The sequence below is a fragment of the Dactylosporangium sp. CS-047395 genome, from assembly GCF_050942185.1.
Classification (GTDB): Bacteria; Actinomycetota; Actinomycetes; order Mycobacteriales; family Micromonosporaceae; genus Dactylosporangium.
The window spans coordinates 4997347-5018448 of sequence record NZ_CP192015.1; the positions used below are offsets into that span (position 1 = coordinate 4997347).

Here is a 21102-nt window from a genome sequence, read left to right on the forward strand (position 1 = left end):
TCGTCCCCGACGCATCTGGGCAACTCGGCGTTTCCGTCAGGTTGAGCAAGGGGAAGAGCCTCATGAGGGTAGTGACGTTGGACCGGTTTGGAGGTCCTGAGGTGCTGCAACTCGGGGAGTTGCCAGCGCCCCGGCCGATCAACACCGAGGTGCTGGTGCGTGTCCACGCGGCCGGCGTCAACCCGGCCGATCTCAAGCAACGCGAAGGGCACGGACCCCTGTCGCAGTTCCCGATGATCCTGGGATGGGACGTGGCCGGGGTGGTGCAGGAGTGCGGCTTCGGCGTCACCCTGTTCTCCCCCGGCGACGAGGTGTACGGCATGCCGTGGTTTCCCCGTCAGGCCGGCGCATACGCCGAATACGTGACGGCCCCGTCGCGGCAGTTCGCGCTCAAGCCGCCGGCGCTGTCGTTCCCCGAAGCCGCAACCTTGCCGTTGGCCGGTCTGACCGCCTGGCAGTTGCTGGTGGACACCGCGCACCTCAAGGCCGGGCAGCGGGTGCTGATCCACGGCGCCGCCGGTGGTGTCGGCCGGCTGGCCGTCCAGATCGCCGCGTCACTCGGCGCGTACGTCATCGGCGTGGCCCGAGCCGACAACCACAACGCGCTGGGCGCGCTGGGCGCCGACGAGCTCATCGACTACACCACGACCCGGTTCGAGGACGTCGTCGCCCCGGTCGACCTGGTGCTCGACTTCGTCGGCAAGGACTACACCCCCCGTTCGCTACCGTTGGTCGTCCCCGGGGGCACCGTGATCCTCGTGCCGTCCGGAGTCGACGACGCGGTCGTCCGGCTCGGCGCGGACAAAGGCGTGCGGGTGACCAACTTCCAGGTGGAACCCGACCACACCGGGCTGCTGGCGTTGAGCCGGCTGGTCGGGGAGGGCCGCCTGGAGCCCCAGGTCGGCGCGACAGTCCGCCTCGAGGACGCGGCACGGGCGCATCAGCTGGCGCAGAGCCGTACCCCGAGCGACAAGGTCGTGCTCTCCGTCTGAGTCGACGGCCGCTCGGCAGATCTCCGGCGGTCTCAGGTTCGTTCCGCTCCCGGTGATCTTCAGAAGAACGAATGGCTCTGAGGGACTTTGAGACGCTCCCTAGAGGCGTAGGCCCATTCGTCGAGCAGGGTGTGTGCGTGGTGGTGGCGGCTGGGTGGGGTAGGCGATGATCTGTGACGTGACCTCGATGACGTCGGCCGAGCGTGAGCGACCCGCAGGCGATGCGGTCAAGATCTGGTTCAGGTTCGTTCCCCGCGAGGGTTGGTTGCCGTACGACACCGAAGGGCTATGGGCCACGCTGGTCGGCGAGGACACCGCGAGCGTGAGCAATGTGCCGTTTCTGCAGGACGGCGTGGCCGAGGGCGACGTCGTGCGATTCGAGACCGGCTCCGATGGGCGGCACTGGGCCCGTGGGCGTGTTGTCGAGTCGGGCAATTGCACGATTCGTGTTCTGCCGGTTCCGGACGGCCCGCTTGGCCGCAGTGCGCGTGCCGTGCACGAAAAGTTCATCCGGTTCGATCTCGGCGGTGAGGTCTTCAGCGATGAGCTGCCGCTCGTCGCGTTGACGGTCCCGGCCGGTGCGGACTTCGCCGCAATCAAGGCTCTGCTGCAGCAGGGGCGGGCCGACGGGTGGTGGCATTACGAGGTGGGCTGCGGCTCGCGTCGTTGGTGGGAGGCGTAGCGCTCAGCCCCGCCGGGGTTGCTCGCCCTCGCGCCGCACGAGCCGGTCGCCCACCTCGAGCTCGTCCCACAGCTTACGTTCGACCTTCACCTTCAGTTCGGTACCGTCGTCGAGGCGGACCTCCAAACGGCGGTACAGGTTCGATCCGTCCAGCAGGGCCCGTGACTTCTTGGCGACGGTCCCGCTCCAGCTGCCCTCATCCTTCGTCATGGACCAACCATAGGAAACCGGAGGGATCGGGCACCTCAGTCCGGGGACCGGTCTTGCCGCTCCGACTTCAGGATGAGGACGGCGGCCCGCAGGAAGTCGTCGCGGCGGCGGGTGGCGGCGGGGCTGTACCAGACGGTCGGGGTGTTCAGGGCGGCCACGGCGTCCCAGTACGCCACGGCGTCGAGGCGCAGGCCGCTCGCCCGTTCCCAGCCGGCCAGGATGTGCCGCGGGGCCTCGTCGCCGTAGCCGACGGCGGCCTGCTTGCGCAGTTCGCCCACGTCCACGCCGGGGTGGCCGACGCCGGCTGTCTTCCAGTCGATGAGGGCGTGCACCCGGCCGCCGGTCAGCAGGGTGTTGCCGGGCCAGAGGTCGCCGTGGACGAAGACGCGCGGGGCGGTGGGCGGGGCGATCGCGCGGACGAGGGCGTCGGCCTCGGTCAGCAGTGCGGTGGTGGGCATCCGGCCGGCCCGGCGGTCCGCGGCGAAGTCGTCCACCGCGATCGGGCGGGGGCGCAGCGGCAGGTCCGGGTTCGGGGCGAGGGCGACGGCGTGGACCCGGGCGGCGGCCGCGCCCGCCGAGCGGAGCAGTTCGGGTGACGGTACGGCGGGCCAGGTGCTGGTCCCGGCCACGACGGTCTCGATCGTCGCCGTGGTGCCGGCCGCGAGCAGGCGTGGGGCGGGCAGGCCGTGCCGCTCGGCGACGCGCAGGGCGGCGGCGTTCGTGGCGATCTGGCCGGCCGTGATCCGGCTGCTCGGGTAGCGCAGGACCAGCGGGTACACCGACCGGTCGGGCGCCGTGACCTCGAACCACCACGGGCTCTCGCCGCCGTGCAGGGACCTCAGCGCCGTGAGCCGCATGACGACAGCGTAAAAACCTCGCGGGTCGCTGCCAACCTCGCGGGCGGGGTGCCGCGTTCCTGTACTGACACACCGGCGCATGAACATGGGGGACGATTCGCGTGCGGCTTCGCAAACTGCTGCCCAACGGGGCCTCGCTGCTGCTCTGCGGGCTGCTCGCCGGGCTGGTGATCGCGGGGGCCGTGTTCCCGGCGGTGCTGGTCTCGGGGCTCGCCGCGAAGGCCGGGGCGGACACGTTCGAGGGCCTGCCGACCGACATCGACGTGCTGCCGTCGCCGCAGATCACCTATGTGTACGCCAACGACGGCAAGACGACGCTGGCGATGATGTACGACGAGAACCGCCGCGACGTGAAGCTCGTCGACGTCGCCCAGGTCATGCAGCAGGCCATGGTGGCGGCCGAGGACAACCGGTTCTACGAGCACAGTGGGGTGGACGCCAAGGGCGTGTTCCGCGCGTTCGTGGCCAACAAGGCGGCCGGCGGCACCGAGCAGGGTGCCTCGACGCTGACCATGCAGTACGTGCGGCAGGCCATCGCGTACTCCGCGCGCACGCCGCAGGAGGTGGTCGACGCCACCGACAAGACGAACATCCGCAAGGTGCGGGAGATCCGCTACGCCGTCGCGCTGGAGAAGAAGCTCTCCAAGCGGGAGATCCTGGAGCGCTACCTCAACATCGCGCCCTTCGGCCACGGCGCCTACGGGGTGTACGCCGCCGCGCACGTCTACTTCGAGAAGGACCCGAAGGACCTGACGCTGGCCGAGTCGGCGCTCATCGCGGGTCTGGTCAAGGCGCCCGGCACGATGGACCCGGCGACCGAGAAGGGCCTGCCGGAGGCGCTCAAGCGGCAGAAGTACGTGCTGAACCAGATGGTCGCGATGGGCGACATCGACCAGGCCACCGCCGACGCCGCCGCGGCCGAGAAGCTCACGATCGCCGGCAAGCGCACACCGGAGGGGTGCGAGTCGATCCAGCGCGACGGGCTCGGCGCCGGCTTCCTCTGCGACTACCTGCGCCGCTGGTGGGGCGATCAGAAGGTGTTCGGCGAGGACGAGTACCAGCGGGCGACGCGGCTGCGCACCGGCGGGTACAGCATCGTCTCGTCCTTGGATCTGCAGACCCAGACCGCGGCGGCCAAGTATGCGCAGGAGCAGCCGAAGGAGGTCGCGAAGAACCAGCAGATCCGGCTCGGCTCGTCCAGCGCGCTCATGCTCGCGGCCGTGCAGCCGGGGACCGGGCGGGTGACCGCGCTCGGGACCAACAGGACGTACAGCAACGACCAGACGAACAACAAGCCGAACACCAACCCGGGCAAGCAGGGCCAGAAGGGCAACTACCCGAACACCACGGTGCCGATCATCACCGGGGACTCGGACATCCCGGGGTACCAGGCCGGCTCGGCGTTCAAGATCTTCACGGCGGTGGCCGCGCTGGAGTCCGGGCTGCCGCTGGCCACCACGATCCAGACCGAGAAGCAGTTCGTCTCCGACTTCCCGATCGAGGCCGGCGCCCCCGCGTCCTGCAACGGCGCGCACTACTGCCCGAAGAACTCCGGCGGCCAGTCCGGCCCGTACAACATGTGGACCGCCTTCGGCAGCTCGATCAACACCTACTTCGTGCCGCTGGAGCAGCAGGTCGGCGTCGAGCACGTGGTGGACGTGGCCAAGCGGCTCGGCATCCAGTTCAACGCGCAGAAGGACGCCGAGCTCGCGGCCGCCCCGAAGCAGTGGGGCGCGTTCACCCTCGGCGTGTCGGCGACCACCCCGCTGCAGCTCGCGAACGCCTACGCGACCCTGGCCGCGGACGGCGTGTACTGCGAGCCCACCCCGATCGTCGAGGTCAAGGACAACAGCGGCAAGAAGGTCGAGGGGCTGGACCCGAAGTGCAAGCAGGCCGTCGACCCGGAGGTGGCCCGGGCCGCCGTCGACATGGCCCGCTGCCCGGTCGGCGACCAGTCGGCGACGGGCAAGTGCAACGGGGCGACGGCGGAGTACGGCAAGAAGTTCGTCAACCGCCAGATCGCCGGCAAGTCCGGGACCACGGACTCGGAGAAGAGCGCCACGTTCACCGTGATGACCAAGCAGCTGGCGGTGTCGGGCTTCCTGACCGACCCGGACTGGCCCGAGACCGATCAGAACATGCAGCACGCGCCGGTGAACTACGCGGCGCTGGGCGTGCTGCGCGACGGCCTGGCCGGGCAGCCGCAGGTGAAGTTCACCCCGCCGACGAAGGAGCGCGCGCAGGGCAAGCTGGTCGACATCCCGTCGGTCAAGTGCCTCCCGGTCGACCAGGCCCGCGACAATGTGGCGAAGGCGGGCTTCGCGGTCTCGGTGGCGGCGGCCCAGATCGAATCCCAGTGCCCCGCCGGTACCGTCGACCGCACCAACCCGGCCGGCGCCACCACGAAGGGCGGCCCGGTGCAGCTGGTCGTCAGTAAAGGCGGAGGACGCTGATCACTCGACAGCTCACTCGGCGTCGTGCAGGACCACTCCTCGCGGTCGAACAGCGCGGCGATCTCCCGGCACTCGTCGTCGTCGAGCAGCGGGCCGAGCGGCGCGCAGCCGACGTCGTCAAGATCTCGGGTCACGGCATCCCAGTCGGTCACCCACCCATCCTGACCGGCGGTGACCTCGGCCGGCTCGCGGAAATCGGACCTCGCGCTTCCGTAGGGTGGGTGCATGAGAGTCGCGGTGATCGGTGGCAGCGGCCGCATCGGCACGTTCCTGGTTCCCCGCCTGGTCGCGGCCGGGCACGAGGTGCTGAACCTGAGCCGGGGGCAGCGCACGGCGTACGTCGACGATCCGGCGTGGCGGGACGTGCGGGCGGTGACCGCGGACCGGGCCGATCCGGCGTTCCCGGCGTTGGTGGCCGGCCTGCAGGCGGACGCGGTGGTCGACCTGATCTGCTTCGACCTGGCGTCCGCGGACGCGCTCGTGGTCGCGCTGCGCGGGTCGGCCGGGCATCTGCTGCACTGCGGGTCGATCTGGCGGCACGGCCCGAGCCGGCGGCTGCCGGTGACGGAGGCGAACGGGGCGCCGCCGGTCGGGGAGTACGGGATCGCCAAGGCGGCGATCGCCGACGCGCTCAAGTTCGAGACCCGCTCGGGCGGGCTGGTCACCACGTCGCTGCACCCCGGGCACATCGTCGGGCCGGGCTGGCACCCGGTCGGGCCGCTCGGCAACTTCGACCCGTCGGTGTGGCGGCGGCTGTCGGCCGGCGAGCCGTTGGAGGTGCCGGGGCTCGGCGCCGAGCTGCTGCACCACGTGCACGCCGACGACGTGGCGCAGGCGTTCGCGCTCGCGATCGCCGATCGGGACGCGGCCGCGGGTGAGGACTTCGACGTGGTGGCGCCGTCGGCCCTGACCGTGCGGGGATTCGCGGAGCTCGCCGCCGGGTGGTTCGGGCAGACGGCCACGCTGCGGCCGGTGTCGTGGGAGGAGTTCCGGGCCGCCACCGATCCGGGCCCGGCCCAGACGAGCTGGGAGCACCTGATGCGCAGCCACTACTGCAGCATCGACAAGGCGCGGGCGCTGCTCGGGTACGCGCCGCGGTACGAGCCGGAGGAGGCCGTCCTCGAAGCGGTGCGGTGGCTCGTGGACCAGGGTCAGCTCGACGTCGCGGGTGCGCTGCGTCGATAGAGTGGGCGGTCATGGGGTCCGGACTCGATGGCGAGGCGGTCGGCGACGCGCTCGACGTGCTCGGCGACGTGCCGCAGTGGCGGATGCCGGAGGCGTGGTGGGACGGGATCGCCCCGATCGTGCGGGCGATGGCCGACGCCGTCGCCGCCGGGGACTCGGCGGCGCTCGAGGCGGCCACCGCGCGGCTGGAGCTGGCCAGCCCGATCCGGATCACCGACCTCGACGCCGTGGCGACCGTGCCGGCGCCGCCGCCGATCATGGTGCTGTACAACCACCTGTGTCACGCGCTCGGCGCTGAACCGCTGCCCCGCGAGCCCGCCGCCCGGGTCCGCGAGGTCCGGACGACCGAGGGCCTGCTGACGCAGTCGTTCGTGGTGCACGTGTTCGCGCCGGTCGACGGGCCCGACGCGAAGGCCGCCTACGAGCGGATCCGCGAGCTGTGGGACGGATGCGGGGCCGCGCTCGGGGCGATTCACCCGATCGGGGGATTGGGGCTGCCCGCGGCACTGCCGGCGACGGTACCCGCGGCCAAGGCCATCGCCGCCTGCCGGTCCGATGCGGTGCAGGCGATCGTGCGGCGCGAGCACGACACGCTCGTGCTCTCGGTCGCGGGCGAGGCGGCCGGGGTGACCTGGGCGCAGTGGGCCGCGCGGTGGGAGGCGGTCGGCGGGGGCGGCGACGACGGTGCGCTGATGGCGACCGTTTCGATCTTCGCCGGTACCGTCGCCAAGGCCCCTGAACCAACGCCCGAGACCGCCGCGGCGATCGCGGGCGCCCTGCCGCGCACGGTCGACGAGTTCTGGCGGGGCGACGCGACGGTCGTCGGGGAGTCGGTGCTGTGGCAGCTCCCGCCGCCCGGCGACGGACGGCGGCGCCGGCTCGTGGTGCTGGCCGAAGGGGGGCGGGAGGACGCGCTCAACGCGCTGATCTGGACCCGCGGCGGCGGGCTCGAGCTGTCGCCGCTGACGCAGTACCTGCTGCACGCGGCCAAGGTGCACTACCAGCGCCGGGTCCGCGACGCGATGGCGGCCAGGCTCGGCGAGCTCCCCGACGCCGGGGTGTGGCTGGAGGAGCTGCGCGACGCGGTGGAGATCGCGCGGGACAACATGGCGAGCTCGCTGGGCTCGGCCGGCGGCCCGCTCGCGGTGGACCGGGAGGTGGCGGGCACGCTGCTGCGGCAGGTGGAGTACGACCGCCGGCACGCCGGGCGGGTCGTGCGCAAGGCCGCCGCGCGCCCGGCGACGCCGACGATCGGGCTGGTGACGGCCATGCCGGAGGAGTTCGCGGCGATGCTCACGCTCCTCGACGACCCGGCCGACCGGACGGTGGCCCACGACCGCGCCGCGTACCGGCTGGCCACCGTCCCCAGCGCCGACCCCGCCCGCCCGCACGAGGTGGTGCTGACCCTGCTCGGCGAGACCGGCAACGACGCCGCCGCCCACGCCGCGGCCCACCTGGTGCGCAGCTTCCCCTCGGTCAACCAGCTGATCATGGTCGGGATCGCCGCCGGGGTACCGCGACCCCGCGACCCCGCCGCCCACGTCCGCCTCGGCGACGTCGTCATCGGCACCTGGAACGTCGTCGACTTCGACCACATCGTCGACCGCCCGACCGGCCCGGAACGCCGCCAGGAGTTCCCCCGCCGCTCGGCCCTGCTGGCCGCGCGGGTGAAGCTGCTCACGGCCGGCGAACTGCTGGGCCAGCGCCCGTGGGAGGCGCACCTGGACCGGCTCACGGCGGCGCTGCCGGACTTCGCGCGGCCGGACGACCGTACCGACGTGCTGTTCTCCGACGACACCGACTTCGCGATGCCGGTCCCGCACCCGCCCCGCCCGCGCCCCGGCCGCCCGAAGGTCCACGAGGGCCGCATCGGCAGCTCCGAGCGTTCGATCCGCAACGCCGCCTCCCGCGACGCGTTCGCCGACCGCCACCAGCTGCGCGCCATCGAGATGGAGGGCAAGGGCCTGGGCCGGGCCGGCCACGCGGACGGCCGCGACTGGTTCGTGGTGCGCGGCATCAGCGACTACGGCGACCGCTGGCTCGACACCGACTGGCGCCGCTACGCCGCCGCGGTGGCCGCCGCCTACGTGCGCGCCCTGCTGGAGTCCTGCCCCCCGGTAGCCCCGCACGGCGGCCACACCGGCGGCGCGGATGGAGCTTGAACGGCTCCGGTCCCGCCTGCACCGCTACGCGGACGGCGACGACGACGCGGTCCTGCACCCGGACGCCCTCAAGGACGTCGGCGCCCTGCTCGCGGCGGCCGGCCCCGACCTTCCCCTGGACGCGGCCCGGGCCGCCGGCCTGCTGCTGTGGTGCCGCAGCCGGCACCAGGACGAGGACGCCGACCACGACGACCTGATCCCGGCCCTGGCCCTGCTCGAACCGGTCTGGCGCGCCGACCCCGAGCGCCTGCCGCCGGAGATCGGCGAGTTCTTCGCGGAGTTCGGCCTCGGCCCCGTCCAGCCCACCGACGCCTGGCAGGGCCCCGCGCTGGCCCTCGCGGCCCACTCCCGCGCCACCGCCGACCCTGGGAGCGCCGCCCTGGCCGTGGCCCTCCAGCGCCTGATTGTCGCCGCCACGCCGCGCGAGGATCCAGAGCTTCCGTTGTACCTCACGAATCTCGCCATGTCGCTGCAGGACCACGCCGAACTCGTCGGTTCCGCGGCCGGCTTCGACGAGGCCGTGACCGTCGGCCGCCGGGCGATGGCCGCGTTCGATCCCGCCGACCCGCGCCGCGCAGTCCCGGCCGCCGCCACCGCGGTCGCCCTGCGCCGCCGCTCCGCCCGCACCGGCAGCCTGACCGACCTGCACGACGCCATCGCCCTGGGCCACGGCGCGAACCTGGGCGTGGCCCTGCTGTACCGCTACGAGTGGACCGGCGACGAGGCCGACCTGCACGAGGCGATCGCCGTCCAGCGCGCGACGGGCCACCGCACCAACCTGGCCGCGGCGCTGCTGGTCGCGGCGGAGGACACCGGCGGCCCGGCGCCCTGGACGAGGCGATCGCCGCCCTCGACGCGGCGACCGACCCACCGGCGATCGTCGCTGCCGTCCGGTGCACCGCCCTGCGCGCCCGGTTCCACTACACCGCCAACACCGCCGACCTGGACCGGGCCGTCGAGTCCGGGGAGCTCGCGGTCGCCGCCCTGCCACCGGGCCATCCGGACCACACGGCGGCCCTGACCAACCTGGGCCTGGCCCGCCATGTCCGCGCGGTGCGGCGCGAGTCCGCCGGGGAACTGGACCGGGCCGTCGAGGACCTGACCGCCGCGGTGGAGGCCACCCCCGACCACGACCCGGACCGCGCCGGCCGCCTGTCCAACCTGAGCGACGCCCTGCTGGCCCGGAACCGAGACGGCGACGTGCAAGCAGCGATCGAGCGCGGCCGGGCGGCGGTCCGGGCGGGCGAACACCATCGCCGGCGGGCGGTGTACCTGTCCAACCTCGGCAACGCCCTCGCGGCCGGCCACGACGAGGACGCGGCGATCGAGGTCTACGAGCAGGCCGTCGCCGCCTGCCCGCCGACGGCCCCGGCGCGGGCGAACTGCCTCGCCAACCTCGCCCTGGTGCGGCATCCGCGTGATCTGGACGGCGCGCTGCGGGACACCCGCCGGGCCGCCGAGACCGCGAACGGGCCGGTCGAGGTCCGCATTCGGGCGGCCGTCCGATGGGGACACTGGGCCGCGACCGCCGGACGATGGCCGGAGGCCCTCGCCGGCTACACGGTGGCCGTGGGCCTGCTCGCCGCCGTCTCGCCGCGTGACCTTCCCCGCGACGACCAGGAGTTCGAGCTGACCCGGCTCGGTGGCGTGGCCGGCGACGCGGCCGCCTGCGCCGTGCGGGCCGGCGCACCCGGGGCCGCCGTCGACCTCCTCGAACGCGGCCGGGGCATCGTCCTCGCACATGCCCTGCCCGACGCGCCGCGGTCCAACGGCGAACCGCGCGTCGTCGACGGCACGGTGGCGATGGTCAACGTCAGCCGGTTCGGCAGTCACGCCCTCCTGGTCACCAGGGACGACGTGGACGTGCTCCCGCTGCCCGGCCTCGACCCGGCAACCCTGCGCGCCCACGCCGAGCGCTTTCCGGCGAATGTCGCCGAGGTGCTGGCGTGGCTCCGGGTCACCGTCGCCGACCCGGTGCTCGAGCGGCTCGGCGACGTGCGGCGGCTGTGGTGGTGCCCGACCGGGCTGCTGGCCGTCCTCCCGCTGCACGCGGCCGTCCCCGAGCACGTCGTCAGCTCCGTCACGCCGAGCCTGCGGGCACTGGCCAACGCGCGGGCGGAGACCCCGGGCCGAGCCGGGCGGGATCCTGGTCGTCGCGGCCGGCGGTCGCAGCCTCCCCGCCGTCGAGGCCGAGCTGACCCTGCTCCGGCAGCGCTACGGCGACCGGGTGGTCACCGGCGATGCGGCGCGGATCGGGGACTTTCCGCAAGTACACGTGGCGGGGCATGCGATCGCCGACCTGACCAACCCCTCGCGGGGCGGGATCGCGCGGTACGATCGCGCGCCGTTCACCGTCGGCGAGCTGAGCCGGGTGCGCCGGCCCGGCGGGCGGCTCGCCTTCCTGTCGGCTTGCGAGACCGCGCGGACGAGCCCCGAACTGGCCGACGAGACGGTGCACATCGCGTCGGTACTCCACGTCGCCGGCTTCCAGCACGTCGTCGCGACACTGTGGACGGTGCCGGACCGGGTCGCGCTGCGGGCCGCGAAACTGTTCTACGCGGACGATGGTGACGTTCCGGGGGCCGTGCACCGGATGGTGCTTGCGCTTCGCGCGCGCTACCCGGACGATCCGCTCGCCTGGGCCGCCTACGTCCACATCGGACCGTAAGCCCGTAGCCGGCTGGTCTTGGTCAGGGTGCGGCATGAGGACCTTTTATGCCTCGGCCGTGCCCCGCAGGTTTGGATGGGCCTGCAGGGCCTGCTCCAGCGCCGTCCGTTCGGCGTCGTTGAAGGCCAGGAAGTAGATCCCGCGCAGCGGCGTGCCCGGCACCGCGGCCAGGTGGTCGGCGGCCGCGTCCACCAGTTCCGTCGCCGTGGCCGGGACCGAGGCGCCCGCGCCGCCCGTGCCGAGCATGGGGAACAGGATCGTGCGGATCGAGGCGTCGTCGCGGGCCAGGCGTTCGGCGTGGGTCAGGGCGTTCGCCACGCAGGCGCCGACGTGGCGGATCTGCTGGAAGCCCGCGCCCGGCTCGCCGTGTACCGCCGCCACGTGCACGATCCAGCGCACCGCGTTGGTCTCGGCGAGCACGCCCGGGCCGGTGACGAACGCGGCGCCCGGTGCCACGGGGCGGCGGCCGTCGACCGCTTCGGCCAGTTCGCGGGCGATCAGGTCGTCGACGACGTGACCGGCGGCGTCGCGGCGGGCACCGTTGTACCGGATGATGCTCGAAATCGAGAACTCGTTGAAACGGGCCATCTCCATGTCGGTGTTCTCGCTGTTCACCCAGATGTCGACGTCGTGCACGCGCATGATCCGGCCGGGGCGGACGCCGATGACGCAGTCCACGCCGGGCAGGGTCCACGCCGTCGGCCGCACGGCCGGGCGGGCCGGCTCGTCGGCGGGGCCGCGCCACAGCCAGGCCCGGGCCGAGAACTCCTTCGTGCGCACGTCCAGCGGGGTGAAGTCCTCGGCGTGCAGGGCGGTGTGGCGCTCGCGGACGGCGTACGCGTACAACTGATCGGAGACGACGAAGGCCAGGTCGCGGCCGGTCAGGGCCTGGCGGAGGGCGTCGCTGTCGACCAGCCGGCCGGCCTCGACGATCGCGTCGCCGGAGAAGCCGATCGCGGCCGGGCCGAGCGGGCCGATGACGGCCGCCATCCGCAGCCGCATGCGGTCGCGGTAGCGGCGGTTGTCCTCGGCGAGCACCTCGGTCGCGGCGCGCATCAGCCGGGCCAGGGCGCGGTGCACCTCGACGTCGCTGGGCAGGAACACCACCATGCCGTCGCCGGTGCCGTGGTGGTGCGTCTGGTCGAGGCGCAGGCCCAGGTCGCGCAGCACCTCGTCGACGAACGCGGCGACCCGGTGCTGGACGTCGACCTTCTCGCGGGCCGAGCGGCGGCTGTACCCGGCGACGTCGACGACGAATCCCATCCGGACGGACGCGGGAAACGACGCGGCTGAGCCCATGCCGTCCAGGGTAGTCAACGACTCATCGCCCGATGTGGACGTACGGCGCCCAGGCGGCCGGGTCGTCGGGCCAGCGCTCGCGCAACCGGCGCACGGCGTAGCGGACGGCGGCGGGCAGGCGCTCGGGGCGCGGGCGGCCGGCGTCGAGCACATGGCGGTACACCTGCTGGATGAAGCGCAGTGAGATCCGGTCGGCGACCGGCCAGGACGCCCCCACCACCTGCCCGAAACCGGCCAGGTGGAAGGCGGCCGCGATGTGCACCGACTCGGCCGCGAGGTCCGGGCGGGTGCGGGTGCTGCTGCACGCGGCCAGGACCGCGACCTGCCCGTCGACGTGGGCGGCGGCCAGATCCGCGACGGTCAGCGGGCCGTCGGTCAGCCGCAGGTGGCTGCGCGAGGGCTGGTCGAGGTCGGCCCGCGCGTGCCCGCTGAAGTGCACCCAGCCGTGCTCCCGCAGGGCGGGCACGACCCGGGCGGCGTCCGCGTCCGCGCCCGGCAGCAGGGTGGCCCGCGGGACGAGGAGATCGGCGAGCCGGGCCGCCTCGGCGCGCGCGGCCGGCAGCGGGGTGCCGCCCTCGGGCGCGCCGACCACCAGCGCACGCAGCTGCGCGGGGACGGGCCGGGACCGGTGGTGGCGCAGCGATCCCAGCGTCGGGGTGTAGCTGGGCACCACCCGGTCGTCGACGTACGGGCCGCCCGGGCGCCCGGCCGCGTGCAACGGCAGCAGCGCCAGGACGCCGATCGGCATCCACCACAGCCGCCCGGACGCGGCCACGGCGTCGAGCACCGGCGCGGCGACCGCGTCCCACAGCCACGCCAGGAGCTCGGCCCCCGGCACCTCGACGCGAGCGGCCGCGATCACGTCCCCGTGCCGCAGGCCGGGCAGCTCGACCACGGTCACCGCGCCGTTCCTGCCAAGAACCAGGGCATCGCTCCGGTACCGGCTGCTGCTCACCATCACCACCGGGCCCTCGGCCGCCGTGGCGCGCAGGTCGGCCTCGGTCGGCGGGGACTGGAAGTCCGCGAAGCCCGGCAGCCGGCGGATCTCCTCGACGACCTCCCGCCAGGCCCGGTCCGCGCCGCGCCGGCGGATGCCGTCCAGGGTGCTCGCGGCCACCCCGGAACCGGGCGATCCGCCGCCGCCGATCGCCTGCGTCACCGCCTCCAGCCGCGCGGCCGCCGCCGGGTGGCGCTCGCGCAGGTCGGTCAGGTCGGTGCGCAGCTGCAGGGTGCGGGCGAGCATGACGCCGGTACCGACCTCCAGCACCTCCACCGCCAGCCGCGCATCGCCCGCGTGCAGGGCGCACGCGGCCGCGTCGGCGGGCAGCTCGGCGAAGCGGGCCAGGTCGTGCTCCTCGTCGCCGCGGTCGGTGTAGTGCGTGGCCAGGCGGGGCATGAGCCGCACGGCCAGCGCGTACTCCTGGGCCGCCGTCTTCCACGCGGCGTCCTCGGCGGCCAGCTCGCCGGCCCGGGCCGCGGTCTGGATGCGCAGCGCGACCGGGGCCAGCTCGTGCCGGGCGACGTCGTGGAAGCGGCGGGCGGCCTCGGCCCGGTCGCCGTGCGCGAGCAGCGTGGCGGCGAGGTTGCTGATCCGGCCCGGCAGTGCGGGATGGCCGTCCGGCGTGGTGGCGACCGCCTCGCGCGCGGCCGCGACCGCCGCGTCGAGGGCGGGCGGGTCGTGATCGTGCTCCCAGCGGTACCGCAGCACGAGCCCGAGATTCGACAGCCGCATCGGCCGGTCGGCGTGGCCGGGCGGGGTCAGCTCGACGGCCTCCCGCGCGCAGGCGACCGCGTCGGCCAGGCCGCCGTCGAGCCGGGCCAGCATGCCGGAGAGGTTGGACAGGTACATCGGGCGGTCCGGATGCCCGGCCGGCGTCCCGTCGACGGCGGCCCGGCCGGCCGCGACCGCCTCGGCGAGCGCTTCCCGGTCGCCGGTGCGCACGTACCGCCGCCACAGGGCGCCGCCGAGATTGGCGAGGTGGCCGGCGCCGCCCGTGGTGGAAACGGCCTGGCGGGCGGTTTCGAGGGCCTCGTCCGTGACGCGTTGCGCGCCGGTGGCCTCGGCCCAGGACAGGAGCAGTACCGTCAAATTGGCCAGATGCTCCAGCCGCTGGGCGTGCCCGGCGGGCAGCGTCTCCACCGCGTCGCGCAGGTGCTCGGCCGCCTCGGCCACGGCCGCCTCGGAGCCGGTCGCGACGAACCGCTCGGCCAGCGCGAGGCCGAGCGTGGACAGCACCCCGGCGCGGTCCTCGGCGCGGGTCAACGGCCGGTCGAGCAGGCTCCGGCCGAGCTCGATGGCCCGGTCGAGCAGGTCGGTGTCCCCGGTGCCGGCGGCCCGGCGCTGCCAGGCCACGGCGAGCCCGGCGAAGGCCAGGGTCCGGTGCACCGGCACGTCCGCGGTCGCGGCGACGGCCTCCTGGTGCAGCCGTTCGGCCGCGTCGAGGGCGGCCGGGTCGCCGGTGTGCTCGAACCGCTGCAGGTGCGCGCCGCCGAGGTTCACCAGCATCGGGCCGCGGCGCGGGTCGGCCGCGTCGAGGGCGTCGAGGGCGGCCCGCCCGGCCGCGGCCAGCTCGGCGAACGCGGGCTCGGTCGGGTCGGCGCGGTAGGCGTCGGTCAGCGCGGTCACCAGGTTGCCGCGCCACAGGTGCCGTTCCGGGCCGGGGCGGGCGGCCGCGGCGGCGAGCGCGTCGAGGGCCTCGCGCAGGTCGTCCGGGTCGCCGCTCGCGCGGTGCCGGGCCAGCAGCACCAGGCCGAGATTCCCCGCGCTTCCAGGGCCCAGATGTCGTACGGTCTCCCGCCCGACCGTCACCGCCTCGTCGGCCAGCGCCGGGTCGCCGTCGCGCTGGTACGCCAGCCGCAGCGCGAGCAGGTGGTTGTTCGCCACGATCGACCAGAACGCGTCCTCGGGTGCCGGCAGCGTGAACGCCCGCCGCGTCAGGGCGAGGGCCTCGGCCGCGTCGGCGCCGTCGCCGGTGCGCTCGGCCCGGTCGAGCAGCAGCCCGGCGAGGCTGCCCAGGCGCACCGGCCGGGCGAGGTCGTCGGTGCAGGTCTCGATGGCGGCCCGGCCGGCCTCGATCGCGGCGTCCAGGTCGGCGCCGTCGTCGGTGAGGCGGAACCGGACGTGCCGGGCGCTGGCGAGGTTGAGGTACCGGCCGGAGGTGGCCGCGTGCGCGACGGCCGTGGTGAGTTCATCGACGGCCTCGGCGGCCAGGCGGGGGTTGCCGGTGCGCTCGGCGAGCATCCGCAGCGCGAGGCCGAGGTTCGCCGCCACCGCGCCCGGCTCGCCGTCGCCCGCCTCCCGGGCCCGGCGGAACAGGGTGATGGCGCGGTGCAGCAGCCGGTCGTCGCCCGGGTCGCGCTGGGCCCGCACCAGCAGCTCCGCCGCGTCTCTCGCCAGGTCCGCCACGGTGGTCAGGGCTGCGGGTCGGTCGGGTCGCGCTGATAGAGCGGCAGCACGTGGGCGGTGATGATCTCGGCGGCGCGCAGGGCGTCGGCCGCCCGGCTCTGGGCCTCGGCGACCAGCGGGCTGTCGAAGTCGAGGATCTCCTCGAGGCGGTGCTGGGCGGCCGCGTGGGCGTGCAGGCGGGTGACCGCGAGCCACAGGGCGTCGTCGATGCCGTGGATGCCCGGGGCGTGCGGGTGCGGGGCGGCGCGGGCCGGGGCGGGGGAGGCGACCAGGTCCGCGATGGCCGGGCCGAGCTTGTCCGCGGGCCAGGCGGCGGCGCCGGGAACGCGGGCGAGGGCGGCGCGGGGCATGTCCGGGTACAGGGCGTCGACCGGGTCCTGGACGAGCACCGTGCCGCCGGCCGCGGCGACCGCGGCCGCGCCGGCCGCGCCGTCGCGCAGCTGGCCCGAGAGCAGCACGGCGATGACCCGGCGCCCGCAGACGGCGGCCGCGCTGTGCAGGAGCGGGTCGGCGGCCGGGCGGGTGTGGTGCACCAGCGGGCCCCGGTGCAGCCGCAGCTGGTCGTCGCCGGCCACGACCAGGTGGTGGCCGGGCGGGGCGATGGTCAGCACGCCCCGGGTCAGGGCCTGGCCGGACACCGCGTGGGCGGCGGGCAGCGGGCCCCGGCCGGCCAGGATCTGCGGCAGCCGCGAGGTGGTCTGCTGCCGGGTGTGCATGACGATCAGGACGCTGGCCGGCAGCCCCGCGGGCAGCCCGCCGACGAGCCGGCGCAGCGCACCCAGCCCGCCGGCCGAGGCGCCGATCACCACCACGTCCCGCCCCGGCATGGAGCCCCCTGACCACGGTCCCGTTCCGCCGGCGCCAGGACCTGGAGCCGCGCGGCGTACGGGCACCCGGCTTCAGCCTGCCCTGTCCGGCCCCGACATGGCTAGCGTGTCACGCGAACAGCTGGAGCCGGAAATGCGCTCCGAAGCGAAGCATCACGCATGCGGAGCCGGTCGGCCGCCCGCTCGGCGAACTGCCACGCGGCGGCGCCCCGGTCGGCGTGGTCCTGCGCCTCCAGGGCCGACTGCCGCGCCCGCTCCCGGGCCTCCGCCGCGAACTTGCGGTACGCGCGCACCCGCTCGACCGCGCGCACCCCCGCATCGGACGCTCGCGAGTCGATCTCCCACGCGTTCATGTACGCCATCCGGCCCTATCGGTCCCGGTGCGGTCAAGGGGTTCCCAGATCACGGATTCGTCTCGGCCTGCGAAACTGGGGCATGACCACGGCCATGATCGAGATGGATGACGGCGTGCGGCTGCGCACCTGGACCGCGGGTGTCGCCGGCGGCCCGGCCGTGGTTCTGCTGCACGGCGGGCCGGGTCTGCGCGACTACCTGGCCCCGGTCGGCGCACTTATCGAGGATCTCGGGCTCATCCATCGGTACGACCAGCGCGGCACCGGCGACTCCGCCTGGCCCGGGACGCACTCGCCGGCCCGGCACGTCCGCGATCTGCGCCTGCTCCTCGACGCGTGGGGGCACGAGCGGGTGGTGCTCGCCGGTCACTCGTACGGGTGCACCCTGGCCTGTTCCTTCCTCCTCGCCTGCCCCGAACGGGTGGCGGGCCTGATCCTGCTGGCCGGCCCGTTCCTGGAACCGTGGCGCGAGGCGGCCCGCGCGGCCGAGCGGGCCCGGCTGACCCACGGGCAGCAGGTCCGGCTGGCCGAGCTGGCCGCGATCGAGCCGCGCACGGAGGACGAGGAGACCGAGTTCCTGACCCTGACCTGGTCGACCGATCACGCCGACCGGGACCGCGCCCGGGCCTGGGCGGCCGCCTCGGCCCGCACGGTGCGCCCGGTGAACTACGCGATGAACGCCGAACTCGGCGCGGCCGGGCGGGCCGACCCGCTCGAGTCCCATGTGGACGAACTGCGCGCCCTGCGCCCGCCGGCCACGGTCATCATCGGGGGAGCGGGCGACAGCCGCCCGGCGGCGGCCCTGGTCCGGCTGGGCCGGCAGCTCGCCTGCGCGACCGTCATCATTCCCGACGCCGGCCACCACCCATGGCTGGAGGCGCCCGAGCAGTTCCGGTCGGCCCTGCGCACGGCGGTTGCTTCCTCAGCCGAGGGCGGGGCGGGTGGCGGCCCAGCGGGCGAGGCGGTCGGCGGCGTGCTGGGCGCGGGTGACGGCATGTCGGCTTGCCCGGCCGGGAACGCGGTGGGGCGGTCAGCCGAGGGCGGGGCGGGTGGCGGCCCAGCGGGCGAGGCGGTCGGCGGCGTGCTGGGCGCGGGTGACGGCATGTCGGCTTGCCCGGCCGGGAGCGCGGTGGGGCGGTCAGCCGAGGGCGGGGCGGGTGGCGGCCCAGCGGGCGAGGCGGTCGGCGGCGTGCTGGGCGCGGGTGACGGCATGTCGGCTTGCCCGGCCGGGAGCGCGGTGGGGCGGTCAGCCGACGGCGGGGCGGGTGGCGGCCCAGCGGGCGAGGCGGTCGGCGGCGTGCTGGGCGCGGGTGACGGCGTCGGCGGAGAGGGCCCGGCCGTGGGCGGCGGCGTCGGCGAGTGACTTGAGGGCGGCGGCGTCCGCGCGGGCGGCCTCGGCGGCCCAGCCCCGCACGGCCTCGTCGCGGGCGAACACGGCCAGGCAGAAGCGGTCGTCGCCGAGCCCGTGCCCGGCCGGCAGCCCGCGCGACCGGCGGGCCGCGTTGACGACGTCGAGCCAGCCGGGGCCGTAGCGGGCCGTCAGCCGCGCCGCGAGCACCGGCCCCAGCGCCGCCGCGGCCGCGTGCGCCGCCCGGGCCACCCGCGCCTGCGGCCGCACCGCGAATCCGTCGGTGTCGGGTCCGGGCGGCACGGGCGGCACCGCCGGGCGGAGGCGGCCCGCGGCGGCCGTGCGGGCGTCGAGCCAGCCGAGGTCCTCGGCGGTGATGAGGCGCATGGCCAGCAGCCACTCGCACAGCGCGCGGCGGGTGTCGCGGGCGCCGTCCAGCCCCTCGACGCCCGACTCGACGAGCCGGTCGCGCACGTCCTCGATCCGGCGGGTCACCTGCGTGCGGGTCAGGCCGAGGCCGGCCGCGATCTCGTCGTACCCGGCCGGGCGCGGGTCGTACTCCGGGTACGGCCGCAGGTAGCCGCGGGCCAGCGCGACCAGCACCTCGCGCCGGTTGTCGGTCATCCGCAGCGACGGCACCTGGGTGGTGACCGGGTTGCGGGGAGCGGCCGGCAGGTCCGGGTCACCCACGAGCGGCGCGTCGAGGGTCAGGGTCAGGCCGTACGTCCAGTCGTCCCCCGGCACCAGCACCGTCAGCCGCGCCTGGTCGACCGCCCGCCGGCTCAGCGGCCAGCCCGCCCGCGCCACCGGCAGCGGCAGCGTGAACCCGTTCGCGTCGGCGATGTGCAGCGGCCGCTTGCGGCTCATGTTCGTCACGCACCAGGTGCCGTCCTCGACCCGGATGCGGCCGGCGGTCCTGCTCACGCCGGGGTCGTCCGCGGCGAGGCAGACGGTGCACGAGGGGTCGCGGCCGAACGTGAGCTCGTCGTCGGGACTCAGGCTGTACCGCTGATCGTCGACCTCCACCACGAGCCGTGCCACGAAACTCCCCTCAGCTGACGAAGGCCGCTTGCCCGATGATGATCAGGGTGCAGCAGTTGCCGGTCTCCAGCTCGATCGTCACCTTGCGCGCGCCGGAGATGTCGATCTGAAACGGCGTCGGATGCTCCGCCAGGGCCCGGCGGGTGACGGTTTCCCGGTTGTCGGTCTTGACCGTGAGCACCGCGTCGCTGAAATCCGCCTTGGTGGCCAGGATGCCCGTCAGGGTGTGGTACCTGCCGTCCACGTTGTACACCGCGCTCGACCCGAGATCGCAGCTGGTGCAGCCGAGGCTCTGCTGGTAGGTCACGTCGTCGAGGGTCCACACACCCTGCACGAGGTCGGAGGTGGCCGGCTGTACGTTCACCACCGGCACCACGACCGGTGACGAGGCCGGCGACGGCGACTTCGGGGCCGACAACGACTTCGCGGGCGACCCGGTGGTGACCGACGAGCCGGTCGTGGTCGTGCTCGTGGTGGTGGTGGTCGGCCCGGCGCCTTCGGGCGTTTCGCCGCCGCGGGAGAGGGCGGGGATCGCGACGGCGAGGGCGACGACGGCGCCGAGCACCGCGGACGCGGTGACCGCCGCCCAGCGGGTGTCGAGCCGGGCCGCGACGGGGCGCCGCTGCGGGGGGAGCCGCCCCGGGGGCGGGGCCGCCGCCGTGCGCACCGGCGCGGTCGAGGTGTGCAGCCGCAGCCCGCGAATCCACTCCCCGGCGGCCGGACGGCGGGCCGGGTCGGGGTCGAACATCCGGGCCAGCAGCTCGTACGTCGGCCCGGCCGGCGGTATGGTCGCCGCGAGCGCGCGCAGGGCGGGCCGCAGCCGGTCCCGCTCGACCGGCGGGTGCTCACCGGTCAGCACGTAGAGGGCCAGCCCGCCGAACGCGTACCGGTCGGAGCCCGCACTGTACTCGCCGCCGGCGATGACCTCGGGCGCGCTGTATCCGGGGGTGCCGGCCGGCAGCGCGGTGACGTGGCCGGTGATCCGGAACAGCCCGAAGTCGACGAGCACGGCCTGACCGTCGCCGTTGACGATGACGTTGGCCGGGCTGATGTCACCGTGGATGACCGGGCGCCCGGACGGGGTGCCGCCGCCGGCGTGCAGCCAGTCCAGCACGTCCGCGACCTGGGTGAGGTAGCGCAGCCCGTCGGCGCGATCGGCCGGTTCGGTGTGCGCGGGCACCCAGTCGCGCAGGTCCTGCCCCTCCACCCAGTTCATCACCAGGTACAGCGCCTGCGTCGAGCCCTTCTCGGCCTCGCCCGCCAGGTGCATGGCGGCCCCGGCGAACTGCCCGTGCACCCCGACCACGCCCGGATGGCGGACCAGGCGCAGCAGCTCGGCCTGCTCGGCCCACCGCTCCCGCCACCGGTCGAACTCCGGCGTGTGCCGGGCCCGCAGGATCTTGACGGCCACCGGCTCCCGCCCGCCGGCGAAGGCCATGTCGGCCTTCCACAGCTCGGCCTCGCCCCCGCCGCCGACCTGACGCAGCAGCCGGTACCGATCGGGTTCGTCGTCCGGTCCGACGTGGAACACGCGGTTGGCCGCGGCCATCAAGCATCCCTCCGAAGTCTCCCGTGCGCGCCCCCGAGCTTCGAGGCACGCACAAGGTTGGCGGAACGCA

Annotated in this window: 16 protein-coding genes; 8 read left to right on the plus strand and 8 right to left on the minus strand. The window is 74.8% G+C overall.

What is annotated here, in order from left to right; all coding sequences use genetic code 11:
* Positions 1-101: 101 nt before the first annotated feature.
* Complete coding sequence (locus tag ACQP00_RS23545; RefSeq protein WP_433222467.1) at positions 102-992, plus strand: NADP-dependent oxidoreductase; 891 nt, start codon at positions 102-104, stop codon at positions 990-992.
* 187 nt (positions 993-1179) lie between these two features.
* Entirely contained in the window at positions 1180-1674 is a 495-nt protein-coding gene (locus ACQP00_RS23550; protein ID WP_433223965.1) for a DUF4265 domain-containing protein, read from the plus strand.
* A 3-nt stretch (positions 1675-1677) separates the two neighbouring features.
* Here the strand turns inward: ACQP00_RS23550 and ACQP00_RS23555 are convergent, their stop codons facing one another.
* Together ACQP00_RS23555 and ACQP00_RS23560 are read right to left on the minus strand one after the other, a co-directional pair.
* A complete protein-coding gene (locus ACQP00_RS23555; RefSeq protein WP_433222469.1) occupies positions 1678-1884 on the minus strand; it encodes a DUF7489 domain-containing protein in 207 nt (68 codons plus the stop codon).
* A 35-nt stretch (positions 1885-1919) separates the two neighbouring features.
* Complete coding sequence (locus tag ACQP00_RS23560; RefSeq protein ID WP_433222471.1) at positions 1920-2741, minus strand: phosphotransferase family protein; 822 nt, start codon at positions 2739-2741, stop codon at positions 1920-1922.
* Positions 2742-2842: 101 nt separating this feature from the next.
* On the opposite strand from ACQP00_RS23560, the gene ACQP00_RS23565 reads away from it, so the two are divergent.
* The 5 genes from ACQP00_RS23565 (at position 2843) to ACQP00_RS23585 (ending at position 11209) form a co-directional block, all read left to right on the plus strand.
* On the plus strand, positions 2843-5194 hold the full coding sequence (locus tag ACQP00_RS23565; RefSeq protein ID WP_433222473.1) for a transglycosylase domain-containing protein: 2352 nt from the start codon (positions 2843-2845) through the stop codon (positions 5192-5194).
* A 225-nt stretch (positions 5195-5419) separates the two neighbouring features.
* Positions 5420-6379, plus strand: a complete 960-nt coding sequence (locus tag ACQP00_RS23570; protein ID WP_433222475.1) for an NAD-dependent epimerase/dehydratase family protein — start codon at positions 5420-5422, stop codon at positions 6377-6379.
* Between the two features lie 11 nt (positions 6380-6390).
* Complete coding sequence (locus tag ACQP00_RS23575) at positions 6391-8541, plus strand: CATRA conflict system CASPASE/TPR repeat-associated protein (RefSeq protein ID WP_433222477.1); 2151 nt, start codon at positions 6391-6393, stop codon at positions 8539-8541.
* Positions 8531-9562 carry a hypothetical protein gene (locus ACQP00_RS23580; RefSeq protein ID WP_433222479.1) on the plus strand — a complete coding sequence of 344 codons (1032 nt, stop codon included), beginning with the start codon at positions 8531-8533 and terminating at the stop codon, positions 9560-9562. The genes ACQP00_RS23575 and ACQP00_RS23580 overlap by 11 nt, the downstream gene beginning before the upstream one ends.
* Before the next feature lie 906 nt (positions 9563-10468).
* The gene (locus ACQP00_RS23585; protein ID WP_433222481.1) at positions 10469-11209 is read left to right on the plus strand and encodes a CHAT domain-containing protein; all 741 of its coding nucleotides are present in this window, start codon (positions 10469-10471) and stop codon (positions 11207-11209) included.
* A gap of 45 nt (positions 11210-11254) precedes the next feature.
* Here the strand turns inward: ACQP00_RS23585 and ACQP00_RS23590 are convergent, their stop codons facing one another.
* From ACQP00_RS23590 to ACQP00_RS23605, 4 genes are all read right to left on the minus strand, one after another.
* Entirely contained in the window at positions 11255-12508 is a 1254-nt protein-coding gene (locus ACQP00_RS23590) for a macro domain-containing protein (RefSeq protein ID WP_433222483.1), read from the minus strand.
* Positions 12509-12530: 22 nt separating this feature from the next.
* Positions 12531-15914, minus strand: coding sequence for a CHAT domain-containing protein (locus ACQP00_RS23595; RefSeq protein ID WP_433222485.1), 3384 nt, complete (start codon positions 15912-15914; stop codon positions 12531-12533).
* 5 nt (positions 15915-15919) lie between these two features.
* Entirely contained in the window at positions 15920-16741 is an 822-nt protein-coding gene (locus ACQP00_RS23600; RefSeq protein ID WP_433222487.1) for a chemotaxis protein CheB, read from the minus strand.
* 101 nt (positions 16742-16842) lie between these two features.
* Positions 16843-17094, minus strand: coding sequence for a hypothetical protein (locus ACQP00_RS23605; protein ID WP_433222489.1), 252 nt, complete (start codon positions 17092-17094; stop codon positions 16843-16845).
* Positions 17095-17188: 94 nt separating this feature from the next.
* Between ACQP00_RS23605 and ACQP00_RS23610 the strand changes: the two genes are divergently transcribed.
* Positions 17189-18457 carry an alpha/beta fold hydrolase gene (locus ACQP00_RS23610; protein WP_433222491.1) on the plus strand — a complete coding sequence of 423 codons (1269 nt, stop codon included), beginning with the start codon at positions 17189-17191 and terminating at the stop codon, positions 18455-18457.
* Here the strand turns inward: ACQP00_RS23610 and ACQP00_RS23615 are convergent.
* The gene (locus ACQP00_RS23615; RefSeq protein WP_433222493.1) at positions 18341-19483 is read right to left on the minus strand and encodes an FHA domain-containing protein; all 1143 of its coding nucleotides are present in this window, start codon (positions 19481-19483) and stop codon (positions 18341-18343) included. The two genes, ACQP00_RS23610 and ACQP00_RS23615, sit on opposite strands and share 117 nt — an antisense overlap.
* Positions 19484-19493: 10 nt before the next feature.
* On the minus strand, positions 19494-21032 hold the full coding sequence (locus ACQP00_RS23620; RefSeq protein ID WP_433222495.1) for a serine/threonine protein kinase: 1539 nt from the start codon (positions 21030-21032) through the stop codon (positions 19494-19496).
* Between the last annotated feature and the right edge of the window lie 70 nt (positions 21033-21102).

Bases quoted from the DNA above. Each gene is read 5' to 3' on its own strand.
- ACQP00_RS23550 (WP_433223965.1), top strand. From the start codon at position 1,180: ATGACGTCGGCCGAGCGTGAGCGACCCGCAGGCGATGCGGTCAAGATC.
- ACQP00_RS23555 (WP_433222469.1), bottom strand. From the start codon at position 1,884: ATGACGAAGGATGAGGGCAGCTGGAGCGGGACCGTCGCCAAGAAGTCA.
- ACQP00_RS23560 (WP_433222471.1), bottom strand. From the start codon at position 2,741: ATGCGGCTCACGGCGCTGAGGTCCCTGCACGGCGGCGAGAGCCCGTGG.
- ACQP00_RS23570 (WP_433222475.1), top strand. From the start codon at position 5,420: ATGAGAGTCGCGGTGATCGGTGGCAGCGGCCGCATCGGCACGTTCCTG.
- ACQP00_RS23575 (WP_433222477.1), top strand. From the start codon at position 6,391: ATGGGGTCCGGACTCGATGGCGAGGCGGTCGGCGACGCGCTCGACGTG.
- ACQP00_RS23580 (WP_433222479.1), top strand. From the start codon at position 8,531: ATGGAGCTTGAACGGCTCCGGTCCCGCCTGCACCGCTACGCGGACGGC.
- ACQP00_RS23585 (WP_433222481.1), top strand. From the start codon at position 10,469: ATGTCGCCGAGGTGCTGGCGTGGCTCCGGGTCACCGTCGCCGACCCGG.
- ACQP00_RS23590 (WP_433222483.1), bottom strand. From the start codon at position 12,508: ATGGGCTCAGCCGCGTCGTTTCCCGCGTCCGTCCGGATGGGATTCGTC.
- ACQP00_RS23600 (WP_433222487.1), bottom strand. From the start codon at position 16,741: ATGCCGGGGCGGGACGTGGTGGTGATCGGCGCCTCGGCCGGCGGGCTG.
- ACQP00_RS23605 (WP_433222489.1), bottom strand. From the start codon at position 17,094: ATGAACGCGTGGGAGATCGACTCGCGAGCGTCCGATGCGGGGGTGCGC.
- ACQP00_RS23610 (WP_433222491.1), top strand. From the start codon at position 17,189: ATGATCGAGATGGATGACGGCGTGCGGCTGCGCACCTGGACCGCGGGT.
- ACQP00_RS23620 (WP_433222495.1), bottom strand. From the start codon at position 21,032: ATGGCCGCGGCCAACCGCGTGTTCCACGTCGGACCGGACGACGAACCC.